Here is a 12741-nt window from a genome sequence, read left to right on the forward strand (position 1 = left end):
TAATACAACTTATATCCGGTACGATAAGTGGCACTTATCGATAAAAGAACGGAGACGACGATGGATCTGAAGCAGTTACGCTATTTCGTGGCGGTCGCCGAGGAGCTGCATTTCGGGCGCGCGGCGAAGCGGCTGTTCATTTCGCAGCCCGCGCTCAGTTTCGATATCCGCAAGTTCGAGGAGCAGCTAGGTGTCCAACTGCTCGCGCGCACCAACAAATCGGTCGCGCTGACCAACGCGGGCCAGGCGCTGCTCGGCGAGGCGCACCGGCTGCTGCTGCAGGCGAGCGAAGCCGAGCGCATCACGGTGCGCTCGGCGCACGGCCTCGCGGGCCGGTTGCGGATCGGCTTCGTCAACTCGATGCTGTACCGCGGCATGCCGCAGGCGGTGAGCCGTTTCGAGGCCGATCATCCGGGCGTCGAGATCGTGCTGAAGGAAATGAACACGAGCGAGCAGGTGCAAGCGATCCAGCGCATGCAGATCGACATGGGCTACGCGCATTGGGGCAACTTCCCGTCGGACGTGACGTCGACGACGGTGTTTTCGGAGCCGTTCCTGTGTTGCCTGCCCGTCGATCACGCGCTCGCGCGCAAGCGCAAGGTCGATCTGCGCGCGCTCGCGCAGGAGCCGTTCATCCTGTTTCCGCGCACCGTGTCACCGCATTATCACGATCTGATCATCGCCCAGTGCGTAGGCGCGGGCTTCAGTCCGCTGATTCGTCACGAGGCGCGGCTGTGGCAGACCGTCGTCACGATGGTCGGCTTCGGCATGGGCGTCGCGCTCGTGCCGTACACGTTGCGGCAGATCCACGATCCGCGCGTCTGCTTTCTGCCGCTCAATGGGCCGACGCTGCTCTCCGAAGTGCTGCTGCTGCGGCGCAGCGGCGACACGGAGCCGGTGGCGGACCGCTTCATCGAATATCTGCGCGACGCGGGGCATCGTGCGCCGGCACGGTCCGCCTGAACGCGCGGTTTTGTTGCTTCAACTCACCGCTTCGAAAATCTCCCGCAGCCACTGCGCGAACACCCGCACCCGCGACGACAACTGCCGGTTCTGCGGATACAACACCGACACCGGCATCGGCGGCGGCGGATAGTCTGCCAGAATGACCCGCAGCCGCCCCGTGGCCAGCTCGCCATCGACACGGTAGCGCGGCACCTGCACGATGCCGAGCCCGGCGATGGCCGCGCCCGCGTACAGGTCGGCGCCGCTGACCGACACCGCCGACGGCAGCACGAGCGCGGTATCGCGCCCGTCGACGCGGAATTCGAGCGGCACCGGCTTGCCGGTCGCGCTCGACACGTAGTTGACCGCACGATGCGTCGACAGCGCGGCGGGATCGGCCGGCTCGCCATACGCGGCGAGATACGTCGGACTCGCGACCGTGACCTGCTGCAATTGCGCGACGCGCCGCCCGACCATCGACGAATCCTGCAGCACGCCCGCGCGAAGCACGCAATCGATGCCCTCGCGCACGAGGTCGACGAGCCGGTCGTCCTCGCCGATCATCAGCTCGATGTCGGGAAAGCGCGCGAGAAACGCGGGCAGTTCCGGCACCACGAAGTGCCGCGCGAGCGTGCCTTGCACGTTCACGCGCAACAGCCCCTTCGGCGCGAGATTGGAAAACGCCCCCTCGGCCTCCTCCATGTCGGCGATCAGGCGCACGCAGCGCTGGTAGTGCGCTTCGCCGTCGGGTGTGAGCCGCACCGTGCGCGTCGTGCGTTCGAGCAGCCGCGCGCCGAGCCGCTGCTCGAGACGCTTCATCAGGTTGGTGACGGTGGCGCGCGGGATTTGCAGATCGTCCGCGGCGCGCGTGAAGCTCTGGCGCTCGGCGATCCGCACGAATACCCGCATTTCCTCGAAACGGTCCATATCGGCGGATTATTAAAGCGAATGGAATGATGATGGCCAGTCTAACCGGATTATCTCAACGCGGAAAGCGCTCATGATCCATCTCACCGAACCACCACCCTTCTGTGAGGAAACGAATCATGAGCACGAACCAACAACCGAAAGTCGCCATCGTGACCGGCGCATCGCGCGGCATCGGCACCGCGATCGCACAGCGGCTCGCGAAGGACGGCTTCGCGGTCGCCGTCAACTACGCATCGAGCGCGGGCGAAGCCGACGCGCTCGTCGGCAAGATCCGCGAAGCCGGCGGCAAGGCGGTCGCGGTGCAAGCGGACGTATCGAAGCCCGACGACGTGCGTCGCATGTTCGAGATCACCGAACGCGAACTCGGCCAGGTCGACGTGCTCGTCAACAACGCCGGCGTGATGAAGCCCACGCCGCTCGCCGACACGCCCGACGCGCTCTACGACCAGACCTTCGACATCAACGTGCGCGGCACCTTCAACACGCTGCGCGAAGCGGCCGCGCGCCTCAACGACGGCGGACGCATCGTCAATTTTTCGACCAGCGTGCTCGCGCTGAACCTGCCGGGCTACGGCATCTACACGGCGACCAAGGCGGCCGTCGAAGCGTTCACGCGCGTGTTCGCGAAGGAGCTGCGCGGACGCAACATCACGGTGAATGCGGTCGCGCCGGGACCGATCGCGACCGCGCTGTTCCTCGAAGGCAAGACCGACGAGCAGATCGAGACGTTCGCGAAGATGCCGCCGCTGCAACGCCTCGGCGAGCCGGAAGACGTGGCGGGCGTGGTCGCGTTTCTGGCCGGCCCGGATGCGGGCTGGGTCAATGGGCAGACGTTGCGGGCCAATGGCGGTCTGGCTTGATGCGATACGGTGGCCCGGCGCAATGCGCTGGGCCACCGCATTGCGCCGGCTACGGCGCGTGAAGCTCGATGACCTCGCCGCTCAAACCGCCTTCGGATTGCGTTCCGCGAAGCCTTCCTGATGCCAGTACGGATACGCGGGGCGCACCGTGCTTGCCGCGTCGAGCTTCGCAACCTGCTCGGGCGTCAGATTCCAGCCGACCGCGCCGAGGTTCTGCCGCAGTTGCTCCTCGTTGCGCGCGCCGATCAGCAGCGTCGCGACGGTCGGCCGTTGCAGCAGCCAGTTCAGCGCGATCTGCGGCACGGTCTTGCCGGTTTCGGCGGCGACTTCGTCAAGCGCGTCGAGCACGCGGAACAGATACTCGTCCGGCACCGGCGGGCCCATGTCCACGGTCTTGTGCAGACGGCTCGTCGCGGGCAGCGGCTGGCCGCGCTTGAGCTTGCCGGTGAGACGCCCCCAGCCGAGCGGACTCCACACCACGGCGCCGACGCCCTGGTCGACGCCGAGCGGCATCAGTTCCCACTCGTAGTCGCGCCCGACCAGCGAGTAGTAAGTCTGATTCGCGACATAGCGCGGATAGCCGTAGCGCTCGGCGATATCGAGCGACTTCATCAGATGCCAACCGGAAAAATTCGACACGCCGATATAGCGGATCTTGCCCGCGCGCACGAGGTCGTCGAGCGTGGACAGCACTTCGGGGATCGGTGTTTTCGCGTCGAAGCCGTGCAACTGGAACAGGTCGATGTAATCGGTTTGCAGACGCTTGAGCGCGGCATCGACCGCACGGATCAGATGGAAGCGCGAGGAGCCGACGCCGTTCGGATCGTCATCGAAACGAAACGTCGCCTTGGTCGAGATGATCGCCTTGTCGCGCTTGCCCTTCAGCGCCTCGCCGAGCACCGACTCGGACGCGCCCTTCGAATAGATGTCGGCGGTGTCGAACATCGTGACGCCCGCGTCGAAGCAGATGTCGATCAGACGCCGCGCTTCGGCGACGTCGGTCGCACCCCATGCCTGAAAAAATTCACCCTTGCCGCCGAACGTACCGGTGCCGAAACTCAGCACCGGCACCTTGAAACCCGATGCACCCAGATGTCTGTATTCCATTGAAGAATCTCCGTGGCCTTGCCGTCGATGAACGGAGGTTCAGTCTACGCGCGTGCGCGAAAACTCGTCACGAAGACGACGCGCTCAACTCGGTCAATGCATCGCGCGCGGCGTCGATCACGCTGGCCCAGTTGCCGAGCGCCGGTTGACGGAATAGCCGCGCGCACGGATACCACGGCGTGTCGCTGCGTTCGAGCAGCCAGCGCCAGCAGGTGTCGAAGCGGTTCAGGATCCAGACGGGTTTGCCGAGCGCGCCGGCCAGATGCGCGGTGGACGTGTCGACCGAAATCACCAGATCGAGACTGGCGACGAGCGCGGCGGTATCGGCGAAATCGTGCAGCAGCTCCGTGTAATCGGCGACGCGTTCACGGTGTGCGCTTTCGGCTAGTTGCGCTGCGGCCGCGCCCTTCTGCACGCTGAAGAAGCGTACGTTCGGCACATCGAGGAGCGGCACGAGTTGCTCGAACGCGAGCGATCGACGCGCGTCGATCTTGCGCAATTCCGCGACATGCGCGCGATTCTCGCCGGCCCACACGAGGCCCACTTTCAGCGGCCTGATTGCGTTGGTATTCGCGTTGTCGTCGAGGTCGTGTTCGATACGCTCGCGCCATTCGCTGACGGCCGCTGGCTGCGCAAAAAGATACGGCGTCGCCGCCGGAATGCTCGCTTCGTTCGTCGCGAACGCAAGCGGCAAGCTCAGCAGTGGGCAATGACAATCGAACGGCGGCAACGGCTGCCCCGCTTCGACCAGCTGATCGACACCATCGAGCGTCGACAGCAACCGCAACAACGCGCGCGGCACTTCGAGCACGACCTTCGCGCCGAGCTTCGCGACGAGCGGCGCATAGCGGCAGAACTGCAGCGTGTCGCCCAGGCCCTGCTCCGCATGCAGCAGGATCGTTTTGCCGTCGAGCGGAAATTCGCCGAGCCACAGCGGCTGTGCGAACGCACGCCTGCCGGCCTTGATGCGGCTGCGCTCCCAACGCCATTCGTATTCGCGCCAGCCGGTATCGAAGCGCCCCATCTGCAGCAGGCACAGCGCCTGGTTCCAGTGCGTTTCGACCGACGCCGGATTCAACGCAAGCGCGCGCTGATAGCTCGACAACGCTTCGTCGCGTTGATTCAGATCGATCTGCGTGAGACCGAGGTTGTTCCATGCATCGACGAAAGCAGGCGCGAGTTCCAGCGCGCGTTGGTAGCAGCGCTGCGCTTCATGCGGCTGGTTCAGATCGCCGAGCACGTTGCCGCGATTGCTCCACGCGTCCGGATAGTTCGGCTGCAACGCGAGCGCCTGGTCGCAGCTATCGAGCGCATCGGCATAGCGGCCGAGATCGCGCAGCACGCACGCGCGGTTGCTCCATGCCGGCGCGAACTCCGGCACGAGCGAAAGCGCGCGTTCGTAGCTTGCGAGCGCATCGAGCGGACGGTTCAGCGCCGCCAATGCATTGCCGCGATTGTTCAACGCATCGGCGAATTTCGGCTGCAGCGCGAGCGCCCGCTCGACGCAGGCGAGCGCTTCATCGTGACGCTGCAATGCGTTCAGCGCATAGGCGAGATTCGAATGCACGGCCGGCTGTTTCGCGTTCACCGCGAGCGCTTTTTTCAGCAGATCGACGCCTTCCTGCAAGCGGCCCGTTTGCAGCGCGAGTTCGCCGAGCCAGCGCAACGCGTCGCCATGCTTCGGCTTCAGTTCGAGAATCTCGCGATACATCTCCTCCGCTTCGACGAGCGCGCCGTTCTGCTGAAGCGCGACGGCTTGTCGAAGCAGGTGGTCCAACTGTTGCGGCAGACTGGCTTGCTTGCTCATGCGGTACCCGGAATCAAGGCGCGGAGAATCGTCGAAGGAAGCGCACGATTATCGCCGAAATGCCCGGCTTCGAAGTACCGCCGCTGCCGCGTGGCGACGCAACGCCGCTTACTGCGCGGTCACCGAAAGGTGCTTGCGCTTGGCGAGCTCCTGCGCCATCGCATAGTGCTGCTGGATCGTCGGCAGCGCCTCCTTCGCGGCGGCCTTCAACTGCTCGTCGCGGCCCGACGCGATCTCCGCCTGAAACGCGGACAGCGCTTTCTGTTCACCCGCAAGCGCGACCTGCTCGATGTACTTCTTGTCGAAGTCCGCGCCGCGCAGATTGTTGATGCTGGCCAGCACGGCCGCATCGGGATCGTTCTTCGGCACGTCGACACCACGCGGACTCGCCGCGCGCAACGCGTCGGTGATCTTCGCGTCGTCGTTCGACACGCGTTCGGCGAAGGCCTTCACGTCGCGGTCGGCCGACCGCGCGGTCGCGATACGCGCGGCATCGCGCTGCGTAGCGACGGCTTGCGTGCCGTCCGCGATGAAGCTCTGGTCGGCGGCATGCAGGCGGGCCGTGTCCGCGGGCGCGGCGCTCTGCGCGCTGGCCACCGAAGCGACCGTCAGAAGACCGCCGAAGCAGGCAGCGGCGGCGAGGCGGGTCAAAGCAACGGAAGTGGCGGAAGGCAGGCGGATCATACGTTCTCCTTGAGGTGAAAGCATCTGAAAGCAAAACGAGAGGCACGTGTGCGCCGCGAACAAAGCGTGCGATGCAAAACGCGCTGCGGACTGCTTGCGAGCCCAGCGCGGCGCCACGCTTTTATCGCTGCCGATTCTAGAAGCCACGCCGTCGCGCAGGTGAAACGCTGCTGTCGCTTCTGTAACCTTAGGTAACCTTCATATGATTGCGCATACGTTTGCCTTATTCGCGTGAATCACGTGCCGCTCGAAACTGCCACGCAGTGCTGAATTTTTCGCCGTCGACGCCGATAACCAGAAACAGGCACCGCTCAGCACCGCCGCTCAGCACCGCAATTCTGGAGAACGATTCCGATGGCAGACGATCACCGTGCCAATCACGAGCGCAACACCGAACGCAGCAATCTGACGAGTTCCAACAAGTTCGAGCTGCTGCTATACCGCCTCGGCCGCGTGCCGGGCAGCGACGCGCACGAGCTGTATGGGATCAACGTGTTCAAGGTGCGCGAAATCTCGACGATGCCGACCGTCACGCCGATCGCCGGATCGTCGCCGTACGTGATGGGAGCGGTCGACATTCGCGGGCAGATCATCCCCGTGATCGACCTGCCGCGGCTGATGGGCTGCGAGCCAACGCGCGGCCTGAACATCCTGCTCGTCACCGAATTCGCGCGTTCGACCCAGGCCTTCGCGGTCGAGGAAGTCGACGACATCGTGCGGCTCGAATGGAACCAGGTGCTGTCGGCCGATGGCTCGGCGGGCGGCAAGCTCGTCACCAGCATCGCGCGGATCGACGGCAACACCGGCGACTCGCGGCTCGCCCAGGTGATCGATGTCGAGCAGGTGTTGCGCGACGTGTTCCCGTCGCAGCATCCGAGCGTCGATCCGACCTCGGTCGGCGAAGCGCTCGGCATCCGCCGCGGCACGAAGATCCTCGCCGCCGACGACTCCGGCTTCGCGCGCAAGCTGATCGAGCAGGCGCTCGCCGCGATCGGCGCCGACTACATCATGACGAAGACCGGCGAAGAGGCGTGGCAAACGCTGCAGCAGGTCGCACGCGAAGCGCAGCAGAAGGGCGCTCGCGCGAAAGACAGCATCGCGCTGGTATTGACCGATCTCGAGATGCCGGAAATGGACGGCTTCATGCTGACGCGCCAGATCAAGGCCGACGAACGCACGCGCGATATTCCGGTGATCATTCACTCGTCATTGACGGGCGCGGCGAACGAGGCGCATGTGAAGAACGCGGGCGCGAACGGCTATGTCGCGAAGTTCGCGGCGAGCGAGCTCGCCGATGCGATCCGTCAAGCGCTGGGCGCCGCGCCGGCGAAAGCGGCGGCGGCCTGAGGGTTGGCCGCGTCGAGCAGTCGATCGGAGCGCGGCAGCCGGTGCTAACGGGCCGTACGCCGTGTCCCGCCGCGCTTAGCGATGCGCGGCAAGCTCGATCGAGAAGTCCATCCGGCCGATCTCGACGCCCATCGTATTGAGCCGCTTCGGTGCATGAAAGCCGTCGAGCGCCGCGCGTTGTTCAGGCGTGCCGATGTCGAGCACGGCGAGCAACTCGGCGGTGAGCGCGTAGAGCGCGGCGAGATTGCCGTCCTCGACCTTCAGCGCGATGCCTAGCGCGCCCTTCGCGCCGAGGCGCGCGGTCTGCCGCGACGCGCGCACGCCGATCGCATAGCTGCCGTCCGCGCCGACCTTGCCGACCAGCGCGCCATCGAAAGCCTGCATCAGCAGTGTGCAGAAGCGCCCTTCCCCACCGACCAGTTCCGGGTACGACGTCATCGCGCGATAGATGCGCGCGAGCGCGGCCGTGCGCGGCGGCAGCGCGGCAGTGTCGGCTTGCTGTTGATCCTGCGCCGCCGCGAGCTTCGCGAACAGACGCGCGAGCCGGTCGAGCGGAAACGCCGGCGTCGGCAGATTGCAGCCGTCGATCGCCCATTGCACGCCGTCGTCGGGCAAATCGCACACGCTCGCGACCGTCTGCTTCACGCGCACCTGCAACGGATGCCCGGGCAACTCATAGCCGGCGAGCGCCGCGCCGATCGAACCCGCGCCGGCCAGCATGCCCGCGTGCTTGCCCGAACAGTTGCTGCACACGCCGGTGGGCGTAAAGCCGCGCCGGATCCAGTCGACGTACACCGCGTCCGACAACGGCGGATGACCGCCGCACCGCAAATCGGCCTCGCTCGCCTGCGCCTTCGCGAGCATGCTGCGCGTACGTTCGATATGACGCGGTTCGCTGCTGTGCGATGCGCACATCAGCGCGAGGTCGGCCTCGTCGAAGCCGCAACGCTCGAGCGCGCCGGTTTCGAGCACTGCGAGCGCCTGGGCCGGTTTCGCCGCGGAGCGCGCGAGCGTCATGCGCGCGGCGTCGCCGAACGAATACAGCAGACGACCATCCGCATCGACGACCGCGACGTGCGCGAGATGCGTGTTCTCGATCGACTCGCCGCGATAGATGGTCGCCGCGACCGGCGCGGCGGATTGCAGTTCGGACTGGCTCATCGGTATCGTCTCCTCGTCATGTCGTTGATCGGGCGCTGGCGCCCAAGGCCTCGCGATCAGGCGCTCGCCGCGAGCGCCTCTTCACGCTCGAGCGTGCGCGTGTGCCGTAGTTCGGGAAAGAACCGCATCCACAACAGCGCGATCGCGATCGTCGCGACACCGCCGACCAGCACCGCCGGCTGCGCGCCCCACCAACCTGCCGTCAGGCCCGATTCGAACTCGCCCAATTGATTCGACGTCCCAATGAACAGCGAATTGACCGCGCTGACGCGGCCGAGCATTTCATCGGGCGTACGCAATTGCACGAGCGACAGCCGCACCACCACGCTGATCGTGTCCGATGCGCCGAGCACCATCAGCGCGAGCAGCGACACGAGGAACTGATGCGACAGCCCGAACACGATCGTCGCGAGGCCGAACGCGATCACGCCGCCGAACATCGCCGCGCCGGGCCGATTGCGCAACGGAAAATGCGCGAGCCAGATGGTGCCCGCGAGCGCGCCGATCGCCGTGCCCGAGCGCAACAGGCCGAGTCCGATCGGGCCCGCGTGCAGCACGTCGCGCGCGAAGATCGGCAGTAACGCGGTCGCGCCGCCGAACAGCACCGCGAACAGATCGAGCGACAGCGCGCCGAGAATCACCGGCTCGCGGCGAATGAACGCGATGCCCGAAAAGATCGATTCGAGCGTGACGGGCGCGCGGCTCGCCGGTTTCATCTGCAGCGGAATGCTCCATACCGATGCCGCCGCGGCCGCGAACGACAGCGTGCACGCGAGATACGCGGCACCGGGACCGATGCCGTACAACAGACCACCGAGCGCGGGCCCGGCGATCTGCGCGGTCTGATTGGCGGACGTGGCCCATGCGGTCGCCTTCGGCAGATAGCCGCGCGGCACGACGGCAGGCAGCAGCGACGCCACCGCCGGAGATTCGAACGCGCGCGACGCGCCCACGCAGGCAGCCAGCACGTAGATGACCGGTGCGCTGATCCAGCCGCCGAAGGTGCCGATCGCGAACAGCAAGGCGGCGACGCTTTCGAGGCTCTGGCAGACGGCGGCGATGCGGCGGCGATCGTAACGATCGGCGACATGGCCGACCACGAGCGTCAGCAGGAACATCGGCAGAAACTGCGCGAGACCGACGAGACCCAGTGCGAACGCGCTATGCGTAAGCGCGTAGACATGCCAGCCCATCGCGACCGCGAGCATCTGGAACGACAGCGACGACAGGATGCGGGTGCACCAGAAACGCTGGAACGGCGGGTGTTTCGGCAGGCTGAAATTCGGGGAATCGGCGGGATCGGGGGAGGCTGGGGGCATCGGTTGTTGCTCGTGACGGGGCGCATCGGGGCGTGGGTTGGGCGGGCGCTAGTTTAGAGCAAGATCGGAGGGCCTGCAGAAAGCGGGCTGGCACAGGCGGCGCGATGGCGAGGCGGCCGGTGCCGGCTTGATGGCGGCTAGAGGCGGGACGACCCGAGCGTCGCGCGCAGAGGCTGATCGGCGTGGGGGCGCTCGAACGTGCATGCTCCGGTGGAGGCGGAACGTCAGCCTGCACGGAAGCCTTTGCGCGCGACGTCGCACGCGAAGGCGTGCGACACGCATTAGCGTCGATTTTGCCGAAGCAGGCCCGCCCTCGCCTGCCTCGGCGCCATGCGCGACTACGGGCGCAGCGGCCGGCCCTCGGCGCGGCCGAACTCGACGAAGTGATCGATCGCGTCGACCCCGGCCGCGGCGACGTCGGGATTCGCTTCGAGATAGAGCTTCGGATCGAAACCGTCAGGCAGTTCGGCGAGCCGCGCCTTGCGTTGTAACGATGCGGCGCTGTTCAACGGGCGGCCTTCGAATCGACCGTAGTAGATGTAGTGCTGCAATGCATTGCCGCCGCTCGCCGCCACGTCCGGATTGGCGTCGAGGTACGCATCGCCGTCGAAGTTGACGATTGGCGTGAGGCTCGACGGCATGCCGGTCAGGTCGTGATAGCACAGACAGCCATCCGCGAAGAAATGGCAAACCAGTGCCTTGCGGCTCACGTGCTCCGGATCGCGGATCTTGCTGCCGCCGTGCAGCAGGTTCGCGTGCCACAGCAGCACATCGCCCTTCTTCGGGTAGAAATACTTCGGGCCCGACGAATGTTCAGCGATCTGCTTCTGAATCGCAGGTTCGTAGATGTCGTGATAAGCGGAATAACCGCAACCGAACGGCATGCCGAGTTCCGTCGACATCAGATACGGCAGCTTGTGCGTGCCGGGGTGATAAACGAGCGGGCCCGAGTCCGGATGAATGTCCTCGAAGGCGATCCAGTTGGCGACCAGATAGCCGTTCGGATAGGTCGACATGTGAATCGAATCCGAATGCTCGAGCTGCTCGCTGCTCTTGTGACCGCCGATCGTCTGGAACGGCGCCGATTTCGCGCCCAGCAACAGGCTCACGATCTCATTCATGCGCGCGTCGAACAGCATTTCGCGAACGGCCGGCACGTTGAAATGCGGATTCAGCGTGCGCCCGGGCAGCGTATCGCCTTCGAAAAGCGGCTCGTGCGGCGGCCGCAGCGTGCCGTCGGCGATCGCGCTTTCATAGGCTTGCCACGTCGCATCGAGCTGTTCGTCCTTGAAGAAACCTTCAATGATCAGGTAGCCGTCGTTCACCCATTTTCGGCACCATTCGGCTTGCTGCTCGTTGATCACTTCCTGGGACAACAACTCGGCGACGCGCTCCAGCGCATCCGGTCGATCGAGCCAGGGAGTCGGCCCCGCCGCGGGAAATTTTTCGAATTTGAAAACCTGAGTCTGACTGTCGATCGGAACGTCCGCGACTACGGGCTGATCGAAAAAGCGCTGATTCTCGAGAGTATCCATGTTTTTACGGAAAGCTTTCCAGGTTCGCGTTTCAGGGTAGCTGGTTTGAACAGGACGCGCGCCGTGCGGTGTCGATCACCCGAACGAGCGCCCTTCCGCACGGCCATAGCGGATGTAGTGTTCCGCGCCAGAGCCGATGTGCTTTTGCGCTACGGCTTCTGCTACGTCGGGGTTGAGCTGAAGATATTTCGCTTCGTTGAAATTCGGAATATGCGCAGCATAAAGAAGAATTGACGGGCCGGCCGGATGTTGATCGCGATCGTCGAGACCGACGATCACCGTCATACCGAGGGCGTCGAGCACCGCCATCAGACTCTCGCGGGTCATCCAGTTCGCTTGCGGCGCGGTCCCGCCGATAAATTTCGCGTTGTTGACACTGTCGAAATAGCTATACCGATGGGTATGAACTTCGCGGCCGCGAAACTCCGAGATGGTTGGCGTCGGATCGACATGGTTCTGCATGTTCGAATTCGTGCGCGCGACCTCGGCATCGTAATAGTGAGTCCAGATGCAGATCGAGTCCGACGCGTGCGCCATGTTTTCCAGTAGCGATACCGGATCGATCATGTGATAAAGCACGCCACTGGCGAGAATCATATCGAATCGCTGATCTCGCTTTTTCAGCAATTCTCTGAAATCGCCATACATGAATTCTGCATTGAACTTCAATGCATTCTGCACGAGCAGGCATTTCAGAAAGGACTTGGAATTCGCCTCGACCGCAAGGACACGAGAAGCGCCGCCTTTGGCCATCATGAACGTGTGGCCGCCTTCCATGGGGCCGAGTTCGAGCACGCTTTTTCCGGAGAATCCGCCGCACACTGTCTCGAACCAGTGCAGCCGCCCGTCGTCGAAATGGGGTGCCGTGCCTAAACCGTAACCCGGCACGTCCGACACCCATGTGCCATTGAAAAGATTGAAAGCCAGAGCGTGGTCTGGTTCTTCGGTGGAGTACAGATCCAGTTCAGTTCCTGTCAATTTGGCGCCTCGATCAGTCGTCAAGTTTGCCGATTATGGCACGATCGAAACTCGCCTTAGGAAAGAAT

Annotated in this window: 11 protein-coding genes; 3 read left to right on the top strand and 8 right to left on the bottom strand. The window is 64.6% G+C overall.

Annotated elements, in window-relative coordinates:
• Positions 1–60: 60 nt before the first annotated feature.
• Complete coding sequence (locus L0U84_RS13190; protein ID WP_233850411.1) at positions 61–963, top strand: LysR family transcriptional regulator; 903 nt, start codon at positions 61–63, stop codon at positions 961–963.
• Positions 964–981: 18 nt separating this feature from the next.
• On the opposite strand, the gene L0U84_RS13195 is transcribed toward L0U84_RS13190, so the two are convergent.
• Positions 982–1872, bottom strand: a complete 891-nt coding sequence (locus L0U84_RS13195; protein WP_233850412.1) for a LysR family transcriptional regulator — start codon at positions 1870–1872, stop codon at positions 982–984.
• Positions 1873–1991: 119 nt separating this feature from the next.
• Between L0U84_RS13195 and L0U84_RS13200 the strand changes: the two genes are divergently transcribed.
• Positions 1992–2735: an SDR family oxidoreductase gene (locus tag L0U84_RS13200; RefSeq protein ID WP_233850413.1), complete on the top strand. Its 744-nt coding sequence runs from the start codon at positions 1992–1994 to the stop codon at positions 2733–2735.
• Between the two features lie 81 nt (positions 2736–2816).
• On the opposite strand, the gene L0U84_RS13205 is transcribed toward L0U84_RS13200, so the two are convergent.
• The 3 genes from L0U84_RS13205 to L0U84_RS13215 all read right to left on the bottom strand — a co-directional run bounded on the left by L0U84_RS13205 (position 2817) and on the right by L0U84_RS13215 (position 6333).
• The gene (locus tag L0U84_RS13205) at positions 2817–3842 is read right to left on the bottom strand and encodes an aldo/keto reductase (RefSeq protein ID WP_233850414.1); all 1026 of its coding nucleotides are present in this window, start codon (positions 3840–3842) and stop codon (positions 2817–2819) included.
• Positions 3843–3909: 67 nt separating this feature from the next.
• The gene (locus tag L0U84_RS13210) at positions 3910–5649 is read right to left on the bottom strand and encodes a tetratricopeptide repeat protein (RefSeq protein WP_233850415.1); all 1740 of its coding nucleotides are present in this window, start codon (positions 5647–5649) and stop codon (positions 3910–3912) included.
• Between the two features lie 108 nt (positions 5650–5757).
• Positions 5758–6333 carry a DUF4142 domain-containing protein gene (locus tag L0U84_RS13215; RefSeq protein ID WP_233850416.1) on the bottom strand — a complete coding sequence of 192 codons (576 nt, stop codon included), beginning with the start codon at positions 6331–6333 and terminating at the stop codon, positions 5758–5760.
• A 354-nt stretch (positions 6334–6687) separates the two neighbouring features.
• Between L0U84_RS13215 and L0U84_RS13220 the strand changes: the two genes are divergently transcribed.
• Complete coding sequence (locus L0U84_RS13220) at positions 6688–7680, top strand: chemotaxis protein CheV (RefSeq protein WP_233850417.1); 993 nt, start codon at positions 6688–6690, stop codon at positions 7678–7680.
• Positions 7681–7755: 75 nt separating this feature from the next.
• On the opposite strand, the gene L0U84_RS13225 is transcribed toward L0U84_RS13220, so the two are convergent.
• From L0U84_RS13225 to L0U84_RS13240, 4 genes are all read right to left on the bottom strand, one after another.
• Positions 7756–8841, bottom strand: a complete 1086-nt coding sequence (locus L0U84_RS13225) for an asparaginase (protein ID WP_233850418.1) — start codon at positions 8839–8841, stop codon at positions 7756–7758.
• Between the two features lie 56 nt (positions 8842–8897).
• On the bottom strand, positions 8898–10160 hold the full coding sequence (locus L0U84_RS13230) for an MFS transporter (RefSeq protein WP_233850420.1): 1263 nt from the start codon (positions 10158–10160) through the stop codon (positions 8898–8900).
• Positions 10161–10498: 338 nt separating this feature from the next.
• Complete coding sequence (locus tag L0U84_RS13235; protein WP_233850422.1) at positions 10499–11695, bottom strand: phytanoyl-CoA dioxygenase family protein; 1197 nt, start codon at positions 11693–11695, stop codon at positions 10499–10501.
• A 75-nt stretch (positions 11696–11770) separates the two neighbouring features.
• Positions 11771–12697 carry a class I SAM-dependent methyltransferase gene (locus tag L0U84_RS13240; RefSeq protein ID WP_233850424.1) on the bottom strand — a complete coding sequence of 309 codons (927 nt, stop codon included), beginning with the start codon at positions 12695–12697 and terminating at the stop codon, positions 11771–11773.
• Between the last annotated feature and the right edge of the window lie 44 nt (positions 12698–12741).

It is taken from the genome of Paraburkholderia sp. HD33-4, assembly GCF_021390635.1.
Lineage (GTDB): Bacteria > Pseudomonadota > Gammaproteobacteria > Burkholderiales > Burkholderiaceae > Paraburkholderia.